The 18,679-nt window shown below is 61.7% G+C and carries 22 protein-coding genes; 12 read left to right on the top strand and 10 right to left on the bottom strand.

The features are described 5' to 3' along the window. Positions 1 to 111: 111 nt before the first annotated feature. Complete coding sequence (pdxH, locus tag AC1DYR_RS07845; RefSeq protein WP_477704595.1) at positions 112 to 762, bottom strand: pyridoxamine 5'-phosphate oxidase; 651 nt, start codon at positions 760 to 762, stop codon at positions 112 to 114. A gap of 103 nt (positions 763 to 865) precedes the next feature. Here pdxH and AC1DYR_RS07840 point away from each other — a divergent pair, with 103 nt between their 5' ends. The 4 genes from AC1DYR_RS07840 (at position 866) to AC1DYR_RS07825 (ending at position 4,913) form a co-directional block, all read left to right on the top strand. After that, on the top strand, positions 866 to 1,438 hold the full coding sequence (locus AC1DYR_RS07840) for a TetR/AcrR family transcriptional regulator (protein WP_477704594.1): 573 nt from the start codon (positions 866 to 868) through the stop codon (positions 1,436 to 1,438). A gap of 159 nt (positions 1,439 to 1,597) precedes the next feature. Beyond that, positions 1,598 to 2,056, top strand: a complete 459-nt coding sequence (locus tag AC1DYR_RS07835) for a (2Fe-2S)-binding protein (RefSeq protein WP_477704593.1) — start codon at positions 1,598 to 1,600, stop codon at positions 2,054 to 2,056. Between the two features lie 14 nt (positions 2,057 to 2,070). Then, complete coding sequence (locus AC1DYR_RS07830) at positions 2,071 to 4,365, top strand: xanthine dehydrogenase family protein molybdopterin-binding subunit (RefSeq protein ID WP_477704592.1); 2,295 nt, start codon at positions 2,071 to 2,073, stop codon at positions 4,363 to 4,365. Next, on the top strand, positions 4,365 to 4,913 hold the full coding sequence (locus tag AC1DYR_RS07825) for a nucleotidyltransferase family protein (protein WP_477704591.1): 549 nt from the start codon (positions 4,365 to 4,367) through the stop codon (positions 4,911 to 4,913). The genes AC1DYR_RS07830 and AC1DYR_RS07825 overlap by 1 nt, the downstream gene beginning before the upstream one ends. Before the next feature lie 3 nt (positions 4,914 to 4,916). Here AC1DYR_RS07825 and AC1DYR_RS07820 read toward each other — a convergent pair whose 3' ends face one another. After that, a complete protein-coding gene (locus AC1DYR_RS07820) occupies positions 4,917 to 5,444 on the bottom strand; it encodes a superoxide dismutase family protein (protein ID WP_477704590.1) in 528 nt (175 codons plus the stop codon). A gap of 87 nt (positions 5,445 to 5,531) precedes the next feature. Continuing rightward, positions 5,532 to 6,077 carry a gamma-glutamylcyclotransferase gene (locus AC1DYR_RS07815; protein WP_477704793.1) on the bottom strand — a complete coding sequence of 182 codons (546 nt, stop codon included), beginning with the start codon at positions 6,075 to 6,077 and terminating at the stop codon, positions 5,532 to 5,534. Positions 6,078 to 6,198: 121 nt separating this feature from the next. Between AC1DYR_RS07815 and AC1DYR_RS07810 the strand changes: the two genes are divergently transcribed. The 3 genes from AC1DYR_RS07810 (at position 6,199) to eda (ending at position 9,403) form a co-directional block, all read left to right on the top strand. Further along, positions 6,199 to 6,768 carry an OmpA family protein gene (locus AC1DYR_RS07810; RefSeq protein ID WP_477704589.1) on the top strand — a complete coding sequence of 190 codons (570 nt, stop codon included), beginning with the start codon at positions 6,199 to 6,201 and terminating at the stop codon, positions 6,766 to 6,768. A gap of 164 nt (positions 6,769 to 6,932) precedes the next feature. Further along, a complete protein-coding gene (edd, locus tag AC1DYR_RS07805) occupies positions 6,933 to 8,750 on the top strand; it encodes a phosphogluconate dehydratase (protein WP_477704588.1) in 1,818 nt (605 codons plus the stop codon). Beyond that, positions 8,741 to 9,403, top strand: a complete 663-nt coding sequence (gene eda / locus AC1DYR_RS07800; RefSeq protein WP_477704587.1) for a bifunctional 4-hydroxy-2-oxoglutarate aldolase/2-dehydro-3-deoxy-phosphogluconate aldolase — start codon at positions 8,741 to 8,743, stop codon at positions 9,401 to 9,403. Before edd ends, eda begins: the two co-directional genes overlap by 10 nt. A gap of 100 nt (positions 9,404 to 9,503) precedes the next feature. Here the strand turns inward: eda and gloA are convergent, their stop codons facing one another. The 5 genes from gloA to AC1DYR_RS07775 form a co-directional block, all read right to left on the bottom strand. After that, positions 9,504 to 9,914 carry a lactoylglutathione lyase gene (gloA, locus tag AC1DYR_RS07795; protein ID WP_477704586.1) on the bottom strand — a complete coding sequence of 137 codons (411 nt, stop codon included), beginning with the start codon at positions 9,912 to 9,914 and terminating at the stop codon, positions 9,504 to 9,506. Positions 9,915 to 10,036: 122 nt separating this feature from the next. Continuing rightward, positions 10,037 to 11,692 (bottom strand): ATP-binding response regulator, encoded by a 1,656-nt coding sequence (locus AC1DYR_RS07790; protein WP_477704585.1) that lies wholly within the window; start codon positions 11,690 to 11,692, stop codon positions 10,037 to 10,039. Between the two features lie 161 nt (positions 11,693 to 11,853). Continuing rightward, positions 11,854 to 12,255, bottom strand: coding sequence for an N-acyl amino acid synthase FeeM domain-containing protein (locus tag AC1DYR_RS07785; protein ID WP_477704584.1), 402 nt, complete (start codon positions 12,253 to 12,255; stop codon positions 11,854 to 11,856). After that, entirely contained in the window at positions 12,225 to 12,527 is a 303-nt protein-coding gene (locus AC1DYR_RS07780) for a hypothetical protein (RefSeq protein ID WP_477704583.1), read from the bottom strand. Before AC1DYR_RS07780 ends, AC1DYR_RS07785 begins: the two co-directional genes overlap by 31 nt. Before the next feature lie 367 nt (positions 12,528 to 12,894). Continuing rightward, positions 12,895 to 13,458: a PaaI family thioesterase gene (locus AC1DYR_RS07775; protein WP_477704582.1), complete on the bottom strand. Its 564-nt coding sequence runs from the start codon at positions 13,456 to 13,458 to the stop codon at positions 12,895 to 12,897. A 48-nt stretch (positions 13,459 to 13,506) separates the two neighbouring features. On the opposite strand from AC1DYR_RS07775, the gene AC1DYR_RS07770 reads away from it, so the two are divergent. The 4 genes from AC1DYR_RS07770 (at position 13,507) to AC1DYR_RS07755 (ending at position 16,817) form a co-directional block, all read left to right on the top strand. Next, complete coding sequence (locus AC1DYR_RS07770; RefSeq protein ID WP_477704581.1) at positions 13,507 to 13,986, top strand: MarR family winged helix-turn-helix transcriptional regulator; 480 nt, start codon at positions 13,507 to 13,509, stop codon at positions 13,984 to 13,986. Positions 13,987 to 14,062: 76 nt separating this feature from the next. Further along, positions 14,063 to 15,274, top strand: coding sequence for an MFS transporter (locus AC1DYR_RS07765; RefSeq protein ID WP_477704792.1), 1,212 nt, complete (start codon positions 14,063 to 14,065; stop codon positions 15,272 to 15,274). 25 nt (positions 15,275 to 15,299) lie between these two features. Continuing rightward, positions 15,300 to 15,773, top strand: a complete 474-nt coding sequence (locus AC1DYR_RS07760; protein WP_477704580.1) for a MaoC family dehydratase — start codon at positions 15,300 to 15,302, stop codon at positions 15,771 to 15,773. A 69-nt stretch (positions 15,774 to 15,842) separates the two neighbouring features. Continuing rightward, positions 15,843 to 16,817, top strand: coding sequence for a magnesium and cobalt transport protein CorA (locus tag AC1DYR_RS07755; RefSeq protein WP_477704579.1), 975 nt, complete (start codon positions 15,843 to 15,845; stop codon positions 16,815 to 16,817). Position 16,818: 1 nt separating this feature from the next. Here AC1DYR_RS07755 and AC1DYR_RS07750 read toward each other — a convergent pair whose 3' ends face one another. Then, on the bottom strand, positions 16,819 to 17,499 hold the full coding sequence (locus AC1DYR_RS07750; RefSeq protein ID WP_477704578.1) for a DNA-3-methyladenine glycosylase I: 681 nt from the start codon (positions 17,497 to 17,499) through the stop codon (positions 16,819 to 16,821). 119 nt (positions 17,500 to 17,618) lie between these two features. Between AC1DYR_RS07750 and AC1DYR_RS07745 the strand changes: the two genes are divergently transcribed. Continuing rightward, positions 17,619 to 18,245, top strand: a complete 627-nt coding sequence (locus AC1DYR_RS07745; RefSeq protein ID WP_477704577.1) for a LysE family translocator — start codon at positions 17,619 to 17,621, stop codon at positions 18,243 to 18,245. Positions 18,246 to 18,247: 2 nt separating this feature from the next. Here the strand turns inward: AC1DYR_RS07745 and AC1DYR_RS07740 are convergent, their stop codons facing one another. Then, the gene (locus tag AC1DYR_RS07740) at positions 18,248 to 18,646 is read right to left on the bottom strand and encodes an SRPBCC family protein (RefSeq protein WP_477704576.1); all 399 of its coding nucleotides are present in this window, start codon (positions 18,644 to 18,646) and stop codon (positions 18,248 to 18,250) included. Positions 18,647 to 18,679 lie beyond the last annotated feature (33 nt).

The following is an 18,679-nucleotide window of genomic DNA, read 5'->3' as shown; positions in this document are numbered from 1 at the left end:
TCGCACAAAACGGGCCATAGATTCAAGGAATGCATGGTAACTGATGAGTTACAAAATTCCTTCCTGCTAGTTCCAAATGCATATCCGAACTAGAAATCCATGTGCGTGGCCTTAAGGCGCGAGCCGTTCGCGCAACCAGCCCGAATCCCCCTGCAAGGTGTACCGCAGCCGGTCATGCAGCCGGCTCTTGCGGCCTTGCCAGAACTGCCAGTTGTCGGGCTTGAGGCGGTAGCCGCCCCAGTGCGGTGGGCGCGGGGGCTGCAGCAAAAATTTGGCGCCGTATTTGGCGGCGTTCGCCACCAGCACGCTGCGTCCGGCGATCACCTCACTTTGCGGGCTGGCCCAGGCGCCTATGCGTGAGTCGAGCGGGCGGCTACTGAAGTAGGCGTCGCTTTCTTCGGCGGAGACTTTTTCCACCACACCTTCGATGCGCACCACGCGTTCAAGCTCCACCCAGTGAAACTGCAGCGCCGCATACGGGTTGCCGGCCAGTTCCTGGCCCTTGCGGCTGTCGTAGTTGGTGAACCAGGTGATGCCGCGCTCGTCGTAGCCCTTGATCAGCACGATGCGGGTGGAGGGGCGCAGGTTGCTGGCCACTGTGGCCAGTGTCATGGCGTTGGGCTCGGGCACTTCGGCGGCGATGGCTTCTTTCAGCCACTGGTCGAATTGCAGGAGCGGGTCTGCGGCTGATGCGTCTTCGTTGAGTTCGGCGCGTTCGTAGCTTTTGCGAAGGTCGGCAATGGAGGGGGTGGACTGGCTCATGCCTTGGATTGTGCCCCCAGAGGCCTTGTCCTTGTGTGCGGTAGATCTCAGCAGAGGGCAGAGTTGATAACGAATTAATATTCGCTTATATTATTAGCTCCCCATGAAACCCAAAGACGACGAAAAGCAGCGAGCGATCGCCGAGGCCACCTTCAACCTGGTGGCCCAGACCGGCCTGAGCGGCCTGACCATGGCCGACATCGCCCGCACGGCCGGCATCGCCACCAGCACGCTGTACGTCTATTACCCGTCCAAGGACGAGCTGATCAGCCAGCTCTATGAAGAAGCCAAGACCGCGACCATGCTGCGCCTGATGGACGGCGTGCTTCCCGGCAATCCCTTGCGCAGCCGGGTGCGCCGCCTCTGGGGCAACCTGCTGCGGCACCGGCTGGACCGGTATGCCGAAGTGGTGTTTCAGGAGCAGTACTACAACTCCCCCTGGTTCACGCAGGGCAACCGCGAACTGTCCACCCGGCTGATGGCAGGCTTTCTGGCGCTGATGGAGGAAGGGCAGCAGCAGGAGATATTCAAGGCTGTGCCCCTGCCGTTGTTGACTGCCAGCGTGGTGGGCTCGGTGCGGGAAACCGCCAACCTGATACGCACCCAGGTGCTGCCAGATGACGAGGCGGTGCACCAGGCGGCCTTTACCCTGTGCTGGGACGCCATCAAGGCGTGAATCTTTGAAACGCCTCTGAAAGGCAATACCCCTCATTTCTGCATGCCCAAGTTTTTACGGATAAAACCCTGATTTAAGCGAATATAAATTCGACAAGTAGCGCTTCCTTTTTTTCTCCCTTTTGATTTCCCCCTAACAAAAACCTCAAGGAGTTCCACGATGCCCACCCTCAACATCAACGGCAAGGACGTATCCGTCAACGCCGACCAATCCACCCCCATCCTCTGGGCCCTGCGCGACACGCTGGGCATGACCGGCACGAAGTTCGGGTGCGGCGCGGCGCTGTGCGGCGCGTGTACCGTGCACCTCAACGGCGCGGCCATCCGCTCTTGCATCACGCCCATTTCTGCCGCCGCCGGCCAGAAGATCACCACCATTGAAGCCGTGGCCACCGACCGCGTGGGCAAGGCCGTGCAGGACGCCTGGGTCAAACACGATGTGGCGCAATGCGGTTATTGCCAGAGCGGCCAGGTGATGAGCGCCACCGCCTTGCTCAAGTCCAATGCCAAACCGAGCGATGCCGACATCGACGGCGCTATGGCCGGAAATATCTGCCGCTGCGGCACCTATGTGCGCATTCGCGCTGCCATCAAAGACGCCGCCCAGGCATTGACTTAAAGAAGGAGAACACCATGTATTCCAACACCACTGACACCTTCGACATCGCCGATCAGCTGCCAAAAGGCCTTCAAGTCCTTATGAGTCGGGCGCAAGCAGCTACCAAAACCATAGCAGATGCCGAACTGCCGCGCCGCAGCTTCCTCAAGGTTGCGACGGCCGGCGGCTTTGCACTCGGCGCTTTTCCGATGCTGACGCAAGCGCAAACCATGGCCACAGCGGGTGCACCGGCGGCATCCAGCCTCAAGCCGACCCAACAGCCCTCGGCCTTTGTGCGTATCGACAAGGACGGCACGGTGACCGTCACCATCAACCGGCTCGATTTCGGACAGGGCGTGCAGACCGGCCTGCCCATGATCCTGGCCGAAGAACTCGACGCGGACTGGAGTCTTGTGAAGAGCCAGCATGGCAACGCCGACCCGGCGTATGTGGATCCGGCTTTCGGCATGCACCTCACGGGCGGCTCAGGTTCGATCAAAAACTCCTATACGCAGTATCGCGAACTCGGCGCGCGCACCCGCGCCATGCTGGTCTCGGCGGCTGCGGCGCAGTGGGGCGTTGATGCGAGCAGCCTGCGCACCCAGCAGGGCGTGGTCATTGGCCCCGGCGGCAAGCGCCTGACGTACGGCGAGCTGGCCGAAGCGGCCATGAAGCTGCCGGTGCCGGAGGCCGTCACGCTCAAGGACCCGAAACAGTTCCGGATCATCGGCAAGCCCACGGGCCGGCTCGACGCGCGGGCCAAATCCACCGGCGGGCAAAGCTACGGCATCGACGTGCGCCTGCCCGGCATGCTGACGGCCGTTGTGGCGCACCCGCCGGTGTTTGCCGGCAAGCTCAAGTCACTGGACGCCGCCGCGGCCAAAGCCGTTCCCGGCGTGAAGGCCGTGCTGCGCGTGCCGCTGGACCGCGGCGGCGAGGGTGTGGCCGTGGTGGCCGAGGGCTACTGGGCTGCCAGGCAGGGCCGCGATGCGCTCAAGATCGAGTGGGACACCAGTGGCGTCGAGAAGGTCGATAGCGTGCAGCAACTGGCCAGCTATCGCGCGCTGGCGCAGAAAACCGGTGCGCTCAAATACAAGGACGACATCAGCAAGCTGGCGTCAGCACCCAGGAAGATCAGGGCCGAGTTTGTCTTCCCCTATCTGGCCCATGCGCCCATGGAGCCGCTCAATTGCACGGTGCAGCTGAGCGGGCAGGGCACTCAGGCCAAAGCCGAACTCTGGCTGGGCACGCAGATGCCGGGCCTGGACACGATGGCCGCTTCCAAGGCCCTGGGCGTGGCGCCGCAAAACGTGAAGATGAATGTGCAGATGGCTGGCGGCGGTTTCGGCCGCCGTGCGATTGCCACCAGTGATTACGTGGTGGAAGCCTGCAATGTCGCAAAAGCTGCGCGCGGCGTCGGCCTCGCGGCCGCGGTGCGCACGCTGTGGAGCCGCGAAGACGACATCAAGGGCGGTTACTACCGTCCCATGCATGTGCACCGCGCCGAGATCGGCTTTAACGACAAAGGCGAGATCCTGGGCTGGGACCACGTCATCGTCGGCCAGTCGATCGTCGGCGGCACGCCGTTTGAAGCCTTTATGGTCAAGGATGGCGTGGACGGCACCATGGTTGAAGGCATGAAGGAGCCTTACGACATCCCGATGCGTCTGTCTGTGCATCACCCCAAGCTCAACGTGCCGGTACTCTGGTGGCGCAGCGTGGGTTCTACCCACACGGCGTACGTCATGGAAACGTTGATTGACGAAGTCGCGCGCAGCAGCGGGCAAGACCCTGTGGCTTACCGCCTCAAGCAGTTCGGCACCAAGCACCCGCGCCACACGGCCGCGCTGCAGCTGGCGGTCGACAAATCCGGTTATGGCAAACGCACTTTGCCCGCCGGGCGCGCCTGGGGCGTGGCGGTGCATGAGTCGTTCAACACCGTGGTGGCTTATGTGGTCGAAGCGTCCGTCAAGGACAACGTACCAGTGCTGCACGGCATTACCGCAGGCGTGCATTGCAACCTCGCGATCAACCCGACCAGCATCGAGGCGCAGGTACAGGGCGCGGCGCTGATGGGTTTGTCGATGTGCCTGCCGGGTGCGGCCATCACGCTCAAGGACGGTGTGGTCGAGCAAAGCAATTTTGGCGATTTCCCGGTGCCGCGCATCACCGACATGCCCACGGTGGCTGTGTTCATCGTGCCCAGCGCCGATGCGCCCACGGGCTTGGGCGAGCCGGGCCTGCCGCCGCTGGCCCCGGCCTTTGCCAATGCCATCGCCAGGCTCACGGGCAAGCCGGCGCCGCGCGAGCTGCCCTTCAAGCTGGCGTGATGCAGGGCAGCAAGCCCACGGTACTGGTGCTGGCCTCAGGCCGGGGTGAGCGCTTTGCCGCGTCGGGTGGCGGCACGCACAAGCTGCAGGCGCTGCTGGCCGGCAAACCTGTGCTGCAGCACACGCTGGACGCCGTGGCTGCCAGCGGCTTGCCCTGGCATCTGGAAGATGCCGGGCATCCGGGCATGGGCGACTGCATCGCGGCCGCCGTGCGGGCCACGCCCGAAGCTGCGGGCTGGTTGATTTTGCCGGGTGATTTGCCGCTGGTGCAGGCCGCTACGCTGCAGGCGGTGGCCCACGCGCTGGCGCAGCATGCGGTGGTGGTGCCGATGTTCCAAGGCGCGCGCGGCCATCCGGTGGGTTTTTCGGTTGCATGCCGTGCCGCGTTGCTGGATTTAAAGGGAAATAACGGTGCAGCGCCCGTGGTACTTTCGCAAGCAGCTATCAATTCTGTAGCATTCATTGATGTGTCCGATGAAGGCACGGTTACCGACATCGACACGCTGGACGACTTGCGCCGGGCTGAAGCGCTGCTCAGGCAGCGCTGAATCTCAGGCCCGGGTAATTACCGCGCATGCCAGCCGCGGTCCGGAATTTCCGGTGGGCTGGGTCTTGTAGTCGTCGGGGTCACGGTGAACGATCAGCCCTTTGCCGACGATGTCGGTCGTGCCGCTGCCAACCGAAAGGGTCTTTGATTCAAAGCTGAATTTCGCGACGCCGCTGGCGTCGGCTTTCAGGCTGGGCAGGTCGCCGGTGTGGTGGGCCATGTCGGCATGGCTGCCATGCTGCTGGCCGGTGGGGTTGAAATGTCCGCCTGCGCTCATCCCGTCGCCGCTGGAACAGTCGCCTTTTTCATGTACATGAAAACCGTGCTCGGCATTGGGTTTGAGGCCGCGTATCTCGCCCGAAACCAGCACCTTGTCGCCGCTCTGCACGAAGCTGACGGTGCCGGAGGCGGTATTGCCGGTGGTGCTTTGCAGCTGGGCCACGGCGCGCGGGCCGCTCATGGATGAGGCGCAAGCGGCCAGCATCAAGGCGGCGGCAAGGGCGGTGGCGAACGGTGCCAGGTGGTATTTCATGATGCAGGTCTCCTGATGGTTGATTCAGTGGCTGACTGTAGGGCGCCTTGCCCCTGCTGACAAGGCCAGGGCCTCCGCTGTCTGGGCCTATTTGGCCAGCTGCAGCAGCTTCCCCAGTGCGTGGTCGTGGATTCCCAGCGTTTTAAGTTTGTCATAGGTGAGCTGTGCATACTCGCGCGTGGTGCCGTAACGGCCGCAGGAGTCGGAAAAAATCTGCCGGTAAACGTCTGCGCTGAGCACGCCGGTGTGGCTCGGGCTGCGCTTGGACAAGGTGAAGGCCAGCGCCCGCACATCGCCCTGTGCCGTCTGACAGCGCAGCCATTTGGGGTCATAGACGCCGTTGGGCATTTCACGTTTCCACAGCGCAGGCAGGGCGCCAGCGACCTGCGCCTGAGGTATGCGAAACACCATCCCCTTACAGCTGCCGCCGTGCAGGAGGCCAAACACCAGGCCTGGGCACTCCGGCGTGCCGCGGTTCAGGCGGCTCCACATCTTCAGGGCGCGGTGGTAGCCGTGGATGGTCGCAAAACGTTCCTCGGCATGTTCAAACTCCGGGCGCCAGATGAGCGAGGCATAGGCGAAGATCCAGAGATCGCTTTGGCCGCCCCATTCGCGGATGACGGTCTCGAGCATGTGGTCCGGGTTGCGGGAAACGCTGATGCCGGGGCTGGCGGCTTGTTGGGCTGAATTTTCCACAGCCGCACTTTACAATGCGCTGAGTTTTTGTGACGGATTTAGTGACGGGAGTGGGGCAATGTTTTCTCAGGACGATGAAGGCCAGCAAGGCTTGGTGTTGGCGGTCGTTCTCGGCCTCGTGGCTTTCGTGATCGCGCTGGTGGTGGGGCTCTGCATGCATCGGCTCAGCCGGATGCCTTCCGCCGCTGTTGCGCCTGCCCAAAAAGCCCTGCCCGTGCCTGTGCCAGAGGCGGCGCCGACGCCTGCCCTGCCAGCCAGCGCCGCGAACAATGCCGGCCAGGCTTCGCAGGCTGCGGCCGACGCCGCCAGCGTGAAGGTGGAGCAGGGCGCGGTGCGGTTTTATTTTGCCTCGGGCGATGCAGACCTTGCAGACGGTGCGGGTGCTGCTCTGGGTGAAGTGGTCAAGGCCGCCAAGGCTGGCCGCACGCTGGTGATCACCGGTTTTCACGATGCCACAGGGGACGCCCAGAAAAATGCAGTGCTTGCCCGGCAGCGCGCCCTTGCCGTGCGCGAGGCACTGAAGCAGGCCGGTGTTTCCGATCGCCAGATCGTGCTGAAAAAGCCCGAGCAGCTTGTGGGTGGCGGCAGCGATGCCGAAGCGCGGCGCGTGGAAATTACTCTCCAGTAAAGCCGCATCCACGGGTTGTTTCAGAACCTTGCAGAACAGCTTTTGCGGCAGCGTTTCGTAACCACCTGGTAACCATGCAGCGGTAAAGAGACCGGTAACCCGTTACCATAGAGTCAGTAATAAAGTTACATACCCAGTGACTTGACCATGACCGGAGTTACAACATGGCCCTTCACCCCGCAGTTTCAAAAATCACCGCCCGCATCGCAGAACGCAGCCTTCCCACGCGCAGCGCCTACCTTGCACACCTGCGCGCTGCCGCCAGCCGCGAACCCGGCCTGGACCGCATGGGTTGCGCCAATGTGGCGCATGCCTTTGCCGGCATGCCGCTGGACGACCGCTTCAAGGTGGTGGCCGAGCGCAAGCCCAACATTGGCATAGTCACTGCCTACAACGACATGTTGTCGGCGCATACCCCGCTCCAGGCCTACCCGGCCTTCATCAAGGACGAGGCGCGCAAGCTGGGCGCCACGGCGCAGGTTGCGGGTGGCGTCCCCGCGATGTGCGACGGCGTGACGCAAGGCACCAGCGGCATGGAACTCAGCCTTTTCAGCCGCGACGTGATCGCGATGGGTACGGCGGTTGCGTTGTCGCACGACATGTTCGACGCCGCGCTGATGTTGGGCGTGTGCGACAAGATCGTGCCGGGCCTGCTCATAGGTGCATTGCAGTTCGGTCACCTTCCCACGGTGTTTGTACCTGCAGGGCCCATGACCTCCGGTATCCCCAACAAGGAAAAAGCCCATGTGCGTGAGCAGGCCGCGCAGGGGCTGGTGGGACGCGATGCCTTGTTGGACTCGGAGTTCAAGTCCTATCACAGCCCCGGCACCTGCACCTTTTACGGCACAGCCAACAGCAACCAGTTGCTGCTCGAAGCCATGGGCCTGCATGTGCCCGGCACCGCGTTTGTGAACCCTGATAACGCCCTGCGCGAAGAACTCACGCGCGAGGCGGCGCGCACGGTACTCGGCATCGTCAAGGCCAAACGCTTTGCTCCCATCGGCCAGATCGTCGATGAAAAAGCCATTGTCAATGCGATGGTGGCCCTGCTCGCCACCGGGGGATCCACCAATCACCTGATCCATTGGGTAGCCGTCGCGCATTCGGCCGGCATCGTGATCGACTGGAATGATTTTTCCGACCTCTCTGACGTGGTGCCGACGCTGGCCCACGTCTACCCCAACGGCAGCGCCGACGTGAACCAGTTCCAGGCCGCAGGCGGCCCCGGCTTCATCATTCGCGAGTTGCTGGATGCGGGCTTCATGCATGAAGACGTGCTCACGGTGCGCGAAGGCGGCATCCGCGAATACACACGCGAGCCGGCGCTGGCCGGCGCGGCGCTTGCCTGGCACGACGTGGGCGCGTCCAAAGACGAAGCCATCGTGCGCACGCCCGCCAAGCCCTTCAGCGCCACTGGCGGCCTCAAGCTGCTGCAAGGCAACCTGGGCCGCAGCGTGATCAAGGTCTCCGCTGTGCCCGACGACCGTCATGTCATCGAGGCGCCCGCGCGAGTGTTTGATTCGCAGGAAGCCTTGCACATCGCGTTCAGCGCCGGAGAACTCAACCGCGACGTGGTGTGTGTGGTGCGCTGGCAAGGCCCGCAAGCCAACGGCATGCCCGAGCTGCACAAGCTCACGCCGCCGCTGGCCGTGCTGCAGGGCAAGGGATTCAAGGTCGCGCTGGTCACCGACGGCCGCATGAGCGGCGCTTCGGGCAAGGTGCCGGCCGCCATCCATGTGTCGCCCGAAGCCGCTGCCGGCGGCCCGCTGGCCAAGGTGCGCGACGGTGATGTAATTCGTGTGGATGCCATCACCGGCGAATTGAAGGTGCTGGTGAACGATGCAGAATGGATCGCGAGGCCCGTCGACACCATGCCTGCCGATTTGCGCGCAGCCAACGGCATCGGCATGGGACGGGAGTTGTTTGCCGGTATGCGCCGTCACGCGCTAACAGCTGAAGAAGGAGCTTTATCGTGGATGTGAATCTCAACGTCAGCGGAAAACTGACCCCCCTGCAGATCATGCAGGACGCCCCCGTGATACCCGTGATTGTGCTGACCGACGTGAGCCAGGCGGTACCGCTGGCACGTGCGCTGGTGGCCGGCGGCATCCGCATGCTCGAAGTCACCTTGCGCACGCCGCAAGCGCTGGCCTGCATTGAGGCCATTGCGCGCGATGTGCCAGAAGCCGTGGTGGGGGCGGGCACTGTGCGCAGTGCCGCCGACGCCCAGGCCTGCGCCATGGCCGGTGCACGCTTTGCGGTAAGCCCCGGTTACACCCGTGCGATGGGACAGGCCTGCAAGGATGCCGGCCTGCCGCTGTTGCCAGGGGTGGCCACCGGGAGCGAGATCATGATGGCGCAGGAAGACGGCCTGACCGAACTCAAATTTTTCCCGGCCATGCAGGCGGGCGGCCCGGCCATGCTGAAAGCCTGGAATGGCCCCTTTGGCGACGTGCGGTTTTGCCCGACGGGTGGCGTCACGGTGGCCAATGCGCCTGAGTTTCTGGCGCTGCCCAATGTGGTGTGTGTGGGCGGTTCCTGGCTGACCCCTGCGGACACGCTGGCTCGCGGCAACTGGTCACACGTCACTGCGCTGGCTTTTCAGGCCTGCCAGCTGGCACGCAGTGCTGCTTGAGCTAGGCAGCCCGCCCGCTATTTATGAGGAAAATAGCGCTCCCAGCCTTTCTGGATGAGCGCAAGAAGCTATTAAAAGAATAGCAGCGGAGCGGATTGAACTAACGCAGGCCAGCGCCCGCAGCGCTTTCATCGCGCTGTATCAGCTCAATCTTGTAGCCGTCCGGGTCTGTCACAAAGGCAATCACCGTGATGCCGCCCTTGACCGGACCGGCCTCGCGCGTGACGTTGCCGCCAGCGGCCTTGATCTTGTCGCAGGCTGCATAGGCATCAGGCACGCCCAGCGCAATGTGGCCAAAAGCCGTGCCCATCTCGTAGCTTTCGGTGCCCCAGTTGTAGGTCAGCTCGATTTCGGCCTGCGCCGGGTTGCCTTCATAGCCGACAAAGGCCAGGCTGTATTTGTACTCGGGGTTTTCCGAGGTGCGCAGCAGCTTCATGCCGAGAACCTGGGTGTAAAAGTCGATGGAGCGCTGGAGATTGCCAACGCGCAGCATGGTGTGGAGGAGTCGCATGGTGATGAAGGTGGGGAGTGGCGGATTGCCCATTGTCGCGAATCTTCGCTCCCTGTGCAGGCCGCTTGCGCAGGGATGCAAAGCCGATGGCGATGCATGCCGCGCAATGACCGATGAGGGGCCTACTCTGTTGCCGCCAAAGCCTCCAGCATTTTTCCTTGCAGCAACTTCATGTCGCCGTTTTTCAGGATGTAGCCATTCATGCCGGCGTTCAAGGCTGTCCTGACATCAAGCTCATCGGAGTTCCCGGAAAGTGCGAGGATAAAAATACCCTGATGCTCCCAATCACGCGAGCGAATCGCCTGGGTCGTTTGCACGCCGTTCAAGCCGGGCATGTTCATGTCCATCAAGATCAAATCGACACTTGGGGTGCTGTCCAGGTGGGCCAGTACCTGGCGCCCCCCTTCGGCCTCCAGTACTGTCAATCCCCAGCTTTTCAAGCGCTCCCCCACCATGATGCGGTTAAGTTCGTCGTCTTCGGCCAATATGACGGTTCTGCCCTCCAGCACATTGCCGGGGATGATGGGGCTGGCTGCCTGCCGAGGCGCTTCCGGCGCTGCGGCGGCCTTGCCCGTCCCGGTTTGCGGTATTGGGGGGAAGGTCAGCGTGAATTGCGTAAATTCACCGACCACGGAATCGCAATGAATATCACCGCCAAAACCTTGCATGGTGCGTTTGCAATACGACAGCCCAAGGCCTGTCCCCTCGGCCTTTCCTGAAGTCATGAAGGATTCGAACAGGTGCGCCAACACCTCCTTGTCGATGCCCGGACCCGTGTCTCTGACGGTCACCTTGTGATCGTCTACCGTCAGTATGATCGTTGCGCCGGACTTTTGGTCGAGGTAATAGAGCGCGTTCTTGATCAGGTTGAAGAGCACAAAAACATAAGGGGTTTCGTCTCCGTAAAAGGTGAAATCCTTCACGACACGCACTGTGACACTGTCACGTAAGTTGCCACCATCATCGCGCAGGTGCCGATCGGAAAAACTGTATTCGTCCACCGCCTTCTGAGTTATTTTTGCGGCGGATAGATACTCAAATTTGCTTCGGTCCACCACGCTGGATTTGAAGGAGCCCAGGATCAGGTCAATCACCTGGTTGCCCCTGTGTACAGCGATCTCCCCCATGTTGACAAACTGGCGCATGCGGGAAGTGTGTTCGGCGGAGACCGCGATACCGTTCGCGGGCAGCATTTCCCCGATACTCTCCAGGCTCATCTTGGCCTGTGCCAGCGGGTTTCGCATCTCATGGGCAATCGAGCCGGCGAGAGAGGTTGCAATGCGCAATTTCTCCGCATCTATCTGCTTTTCCGAAAGCTTGAATGCGGCGCCGCCGATAAGTATCAGCAGGTAGGCCGGGAGCTGGGCCACCATGTCCATGGGTATTGAGGGGTTGGGTGTGATGGCGACGTACAGCAACGCCGCGCTGCCGCAACCGATCACCAACATGGCAATCGTGTTGCGCCAGTCGGCGATCATGACAAGAAAACTGAGCGCGATAAAACAGTTGGAGATCGCGGGGATGCCTCCGTGCCGCTTCAGCGATAGAAATACGTTGAAAAACGGCAGGCAATAAATCAATGCCCAATAGGAATAGGCGAAGTAATATTTCTTCAGCTTCTGGGGCCAGCGATTTTTCATCGCCAGCGCGGTAAAGAGAATCACGACCAGCACCCGCATGCCGAGGTCGTCATAGGGACGGGGATTGGGTTTCGTGAACCGTATCAGGTAGAACACCACATAGGTCATCGCGCCGACGATGCCGACGTATTTGAGCAAGGGTCTTCCATGTGCGTGGTAAGCCTCATAGTGGCCAAAGAGTTTTTTTAACCAGCCCATATATATTTCAATTCTGTTGGCGCGGGAAAACCATCAACAGCAACCTCTTCCGGTCTCTGGTGGAGGAGACGGCTGCAATATGAAATATTCCCGTGCATGACTTACTGACAGTCAGACGATTTGAGAATGTCCGGTACCTGTCCATGTATCAGGGCAAACGATTCGTCCGCCCCATCCACTCGTAAATTGTTGGCGATGGTGGCAAACCCGAAACGCCTGTACAAGCGGCTCAGCACCGGCGTGCAGGAGGCAAAGAGGTCTTGCCCATCGGTATGCCGCGCAAGATACGAAACACCCAAAAATATGCATCGCTTCACAAGATCGGGGCCGCTTCTGTAATCGGGATTGAGCACAAGGCGCCCGATTTCCCAGCTGTTTCGGCAGGTCTCTGGCGCAATCAATTGTTTTTCCGCCAACAGCTTTTCAAGTGAGGTCAGCCCCTTGTGCATCGGAACCAGCCTCAAGGTGCCAATCACCACGCGTTGGAACTCGAATGCAAACACAAAGCCCAATTCGTCTCTTTTTTTTCTTGTTCAAAAAACCGCGCGTCGCGGCATCCGGACGGCAGGTTGATGTGGCCGCGCAGGCTCTGGACTTTTTCCATCTTTAACGGAGTATCCAGATGGCAGAGCGTGACTTCGTCGGCGAAATTTCCCCGGGGAGGGGCTGAAATGAAGGGCGTTCCGCCGGTGAGAAAAACGGCTCCTGGAGCATCCATCGGCTGGCGCAAAACCTGAAAGGGGGTTGGCGCATGGTCGTTCAGGGAGGTAATCATTGCGTTGCATTTCCAGGTTGAGTGCTTGTCTTTGCCAAATGCCTTAATTCTTCTTTGAATGTTCGCGCAGTCTATGCGCCGCGCAAGGCTGAATCAAGCCTGACCCTGTCAGATATAACAGGGGTTTCCCGCTTATTCCGCTTGAATAGCGGGTCGAATCGAAAAAAGAACATAAATTGTCCGCATGCGGACAGTCTGCCGGGATTTTTGGTCCTGGTGTGAGCCCTTCTTCAAGGATCTCTCGGTCAGGTCATCGAACCGGCTTTTTGGGGGGGCATGCCGGCCAAGTGGCGTAACTGGAGAATTTTCCGGTGACCGTGGCGGTGGATGCGTCGGGGATTTCCATTCACCGCCACATTGGCTTGTATCAGGTGCCTTGGTCAGCCTTGGCTCCCCCGACCTCAAACACCAGACAGGTCGTGGTCGCATGCGCATACAGCTTGCCGTCCGGCCCGACGATGCGGCCCTCGGCCGTTGCCAACTGGCGGCCGCAGTGGATCACCGTGCCGATGGCGCGCAGCGGGCCGGTCTTGTGTGAGGCGGCACGCACGATGTTGATGCTGAGTTCGGCGGTGGTGTAGGCCCGGCCGACCGGCATCATGGTGTGCACGGCGCAGCCCACGGCGGAGTCGAGCAGCGTGGCGTACCAGCCGCCGTGCACAGTGCCCAGCGGGTTGTAGTGCTTGAGCTGCGGCGTGCCCTGGAAGGTGGCTTTACCGGGCTCAACCTCAATCAGGGAGAAATCCAGTGTTTCAGCAATGTGGGGGTAGGGCAATTGGCCGGCGAGCATGGCCTGCATCACTTCCATGCCGGTCTTGCCTGTGACGTCTTCCGGTCGGGCCAGACCGGGATTGCCGCCGCCGTCCATCATGCGGGCGCGCACTGCGGCGCTTTGTTCCATCCACTGAGTCAATGTGTCTTGCAGGGTCATGGCATTTATAAATGTTGCATATACAATGATTGTAGCTACAATCAAATTATGAGCGAGAAAACCCGCCTGTCAACCCAGGCCGAACTCAAAGTGCAGGGCTGCACCAATGTCAAGCTGCGCCAGCTGATGCGCCGCGTCGCGCACCACTACGACCTGGAAATGACCAAGGCCGGACTGAAGACAACGCAGTATTCCCTGCTGACTTATGTGCTGAAGCTGGGCCCCATGCGACCGGGCGAGCTGGCGCGCGGCATGAAGGTGAGTGCCTCTACCCTCACGCGCAACCTCAAGCCGCTGATCGAGGCCGGCTGGATTGAGCTCGCCGCAGGCACCGATGCGCGCAGCCGTACCGTGGTGCTGACTGACGCGGGCCGTGCCAAGCATGAGGAGGCCCGATCACGGTGGAGGGCTGCGCAGGAGCAGCTCAACGCACTGTTGGGCGCCGGGCGTGTGCTGGCCCTGCACAACCTGATCAATGAATCCCTCGAACTTTTGTCCCCTGTCGAATCTGGAGCTGATGATGAGTAATACCGAGCCTTCCCCTTCCCCGTCCAGCGTCACGCCTTCCGCTTCTTCCACTGCACTGCCAGCGCGCCGCATCGCGATGTGGCTGGTCCTACTGGCCGCCGGCGGCACCTTTGCCCTCACCATGGGCGTGCGACAGACCATGGGCCTGTTCCTCTCTGCGCTCAATACTTCGACCGCACTGGGTATCGGCAGCATCAGCCTGGCCTTCGCTTTCGGCCAACTCTGGTGGGGGCTGACGCAGCCCTTTGCCGGCGCGGTGGCTGACCGCATCGGTACTGGCCGTGTGATCTTCATGGGTGTTGTGTTGGTGGCGATTGGCACCATCATCACGCCGCTGATGACCAGCACAGCCGGCCTGATCTTTGCCATCGGCGTGCTTGCGGCGGGCGGTGCCGGGATGGCCGGGCCTTCTGTGCTGATGGCCGCCAGCACACGCCTGGTGCCGCCTGAAAAGCGCGGCCTGGCCACCGGCATCGTCAACGCGGGCGGCTCTTTTGGGCAGTTCGCGATGGCTCCCATCGCCATTGGCCTCACAGCCGCTGTCGGCTGGGCCAGTGCAATGCAGTGGCTGGGCGCGCTGGTGCTGCTGGCGGTGCCTGCGGTGCTGGTGCTGAAAGGCAATTCGAATGCGCTGGCAGCCCAGGCTGCGGCGGCCTCGGGCACGAAAGCGCTGAGCGCACGTCAAGCCATTAGCCAGGCCATCGCAACGCCTAGCTACCGTTACCTCGCGGCGGGTTTTTTGGTGTGCGGTTTTCACGTGGCGTTTCTGGCGACTCACCTCCCCGGCGTGATAGCGGCCTGTGGTTTGCCGCCCGAAATTGGCGGTTGGTCGCTTGCGATGATTGGCCTCTTCAACATCGTCGGCAGTCTGGCCATGGGTTGGGCCGTCGGCCGCTGGCGCATGAAGTCCTTGCTGGCGCTGCTCTATACAACGCGTGGCCTCGCCGTACTCATCTTCCTGCTGGCGCCCAAGACCCCGGCCGTGATGCTGATCTTCGCCGCCGTCATGGGCGTGACCTTCCTTTCGACCGTTCCACCCACGGTGGGCCTGGTCGCCAAGATGTTCGGTACGGCCAACATGGCCATGCTGTTCGGCGTGGTCATGTTGTCGCACCAGCTGGGTGGTTTCCTGGGTGCTTATCTGGGCGGTTATATATTCCAGGCAACCGGCAGCTACGACTGGGTCTGGTATATCGACATCGTGCTGGCCGCAGGCGCCGCGCTGGTGAACCTGCCGATCCGCGAAGCGCTGCTGCCGCGGCAAATGGCCGCCAGGGCCGCGACCTGAGTGTCTGCCTAAGCGAAAGAAATGCATGAGCAATATTCCTGAAGCCGGCATTCCGGAGCCCCGTTATCTCGACGACCTCACGGTAGGCGACCGCTTCGTCAGCGGCGAGCATGCACTCGACGAGGCTCAAATCATCTCTTTCGCCGCGCAGTTTGATCCGCAGCCATTTCACCTGGACCACGAAGCGGCCATAGCCACACTCTTTGGCGGCTTGGCCGCGAGCGGCTGGCATACGGCGGCTGTCACGATGCGGCTGCTGGTGGGTGGCGGTTTGCCACTGGCCGGCGGAATCATAGGCGCGGGCGGGGAAATCAGCTGGCCCAAACCCACGCGCCCCGGGAATGTGCTGCATGTAGAGACAGAAGTGGTGAGCGTGACGCCCTCAGCCTCGCGGCCCGACCGGGGCCGGGTGGTGGTGCGCAGCCAGACGCTCAACCAGCACGGCGAGGTGCTGCAGCAGTCGGTCTATAACCTGGTGGTTCCGCGCCGCCCAACCTGATCTCAGCGTGACGGTATATCGGCGCTGTGCCAGAATTCACGCAGGCAGACAACTTGCGGGAAACAACAGATGCTTATCAATTGCGTGGTCTACCAGAACGGCACCAAGCTTGCCGACATTCCCGTCACCGAGATCAGCGACTACATCTGCCGTCCCGATGCTTTCGTCTGGGTGGCGCTGCAAGACGCCACGCCGGAAGAGCTTGAAGAAATGCAGCATGAGTTCGGCCTGCATGAATTGGCGGTCGAAGATGCCCGGCACGGCCACCAACGCCCAAAAATCGAGGAATACGGCGCCTCGCTGTTTTCGGTACTGCACCTGATCGAGCAGTCCAACGAGAAGCCGGGTGAGCTCCACGTCGGCGAGGTAGATGTGTTCACCGGGAAGAACTATGTACTCTCGGTGCGCAACCGCAGCCAGAAGGGGTTTCTGGGCGTGCGTGAACGCTGCGAGCGCGAACCGGAGCTGCTGCGCAACGGTTCGGGTTTTGTGCTGTACGCCCTGATGGATGCGGTGGTTGACCGTTACTTTCCCATCCTCGACGCACTCGAGACCGAGTTGGAGCTGATCGAGAAGGAAATCTTCACGCCCGGTGCTGCGCGAAAGAACATCGAACGGCTCTACGAACTCAAGGGCAGCGTGATGGTGCTCAAGCACGCAGTGGCGCCGCTGCTCGAAGGGGCCAGCAAACTCTATGGCGGCCGGGTTCCTCAGATCTGCAGTGGAGTGCAGGATTATTTTCGCGACGTGGTTGACCATTTGTCGCGCATCAACGCATTGATCGAAAACATGCGTGACACCATAGGCACTGCTATCCAGGTGAACCTGGCGATGGTGACGATTGAAGAGAGCGAAGTGACCAAGAAGCTCGCGGCCTGGGCCAGTATCTTTGCGGTCTGCACGGCGTTTGCCGGCATATGGGGCATGAACTTCGAAGCCATGCCCGAACTCAAATGGCGTTACGGCTATCTCATGGCCATCAGCATGATTGTGGTGGCGTGCTCGCTGCTGTACTGGCGTTTCAGGCGCGCCAAATGGCTTTGAATTAAAGCGGGCGCGGTGGTGTAAACGCCTTGCGGGCGGCCAGCGCCGCCTTGCGGCTGGCGCAGCCCTCGATGTGGTCATTGACCAGACCCATGGCCTGCATGAAGGCATACATCGTGGTGGGGCCCACAAAGCTCCAACCGCGTTTCTTCAAATCCTTGGACAGTGCGATGGAGGCCGGAGAAGTCGGCATGGCTTTGACAGCCTCATGTGTGATGCGCGCGGGGCGGCTCTTGGCCTCGGGCTCCAGCCGCCAGACAAAAGCGCCCAGTGAGCCAAATTCTTTTCGTAGCTCGATGACGCGCTTGGCATTGTTGATGGTCGAGGCGATCTTTCCCGCGTGTCGCACAATGCCCGCGTCATTGACCAGGCGTTTGATGTCACGCTCGCCAAAGCGGGCCACCCGCTCGGCATCGAAGTTGGCGAACGCGTTGCGAAAGGATTCGCGTTTGTTCAGGATGGTCAGCCAGCTGAGGCCAGCCTGAAAGCCTTCGAGGCAGATTTTTTCGAAGAGCCGGCGTTCATCGTCCACGGGAAAGCCCCACTCGCTGTCGTGGTAGTTGCGGTAAATGGGCGTCGCCTGGCACCAGGCGCAGCGCGCGGTGTGGGTGTCATCGGTAAAAAGGCCGGCAGCCGGCGAGGGCACAACCTGGAGGCGATTGGGAGGGATGGCGGAAGGCATGGGCAATTTTAGGCAGATGCGGACAGGGCCGCGCGGGTGAGGTGATTCATCCTTGGCCGCCCGGCAGTATCATGAAGCGTGCTCCTTCTCATCGATCCACAACTTCGGAACAACGCACCATGTCCATCCAGCTTTGGCTCGCTTTCGTCGCCGCAACCGCCGTCCTGCTCATCATCCCGGGCCCGACCATCCTGACGGTCATCAGCTACTCGATGGCGCACGGCAAGCGTGCCAACATTCCATTGGTGGCTGCGGTGGCGTTGGGTGACTCGACGGCGCTGGTGGTCTCGTTGTTCGGCCTGGGCGCCTTGCTCGCGGCATCGGCCTTCTGGTTCACGGTAGTCAAGTGGGCGGGTGGCCTGTATTTGCTTTACCTGGGCATCAAGCTCCTGCGCGCCGGAATTTCGCCCATGCAGGCAGCAGAGCCCGAGGTGCCTGGCTCCTTGTGGAGGCTGTTCGGCAACACCTACCTGGTCACTGCACTCAACCCCAAGGGCATTGTGTTTTTTGTGGCTTTCCTGCCCCAGTTCATCAACCCCGGCGCCGACGTGACGCGACAGCTCTGGGTGCTGGCGGTGACCTTTGTGGTGATGGCCAGCCTGAACGCCACGCTGTATGCGGTGTTTGCCGCGTCGGCCCGTACGCTGCTGGCCTCACCGCGCGCCCAGCGGCGTTTTAATTTCGCGGGCGGCTCGCTGCTGTCCATGGCCGGTGTCTGGGCCTTGCTGGCCAAGCGGCCGGCCTGAATTCAGGCCGGCCTGCCGAGTGCCTGCTGCATCACCGCCGCGCCCTGGGTCATCATCGTGTCGATGTATTCCCCCAGTGCATCGGGCAGCACGTCGGTGATCCAGACAAAGCGGGTGCGGTTTTCGCCCTCGGAAAACAGCTGCGCCGAAGCCATGTGATGGGTGGCCTTGCCGCCGACCACGGTGTAGCTGAGGCGATGCGCCTCTTCATGGATGCCCACCAGCACTTCGTGCGCGACCATGCCGTTGGCAAAGGTTACGGTGCGGCTGCCTTCGCCAGGTTTGCAATCGACCACGAAGCCCGGCGCAAGGCGCCGGTGCACAGCGTTGAAATCGCGCAGCGCGTCCCAGACGCTGTCTATGCCGGCGTCGACGGTGAATTCCTGGTAGATCGTGGCCATGGCGACCCCAGTCTGGCTGGCGCCGGGGTGGCG

It is taken from the genome of Polaromonas sp. P1_F9, from assembly GCF_056405615.1.
This window is presented reverse-complemented; position numbering and strand designations above follow the sequence as displayed.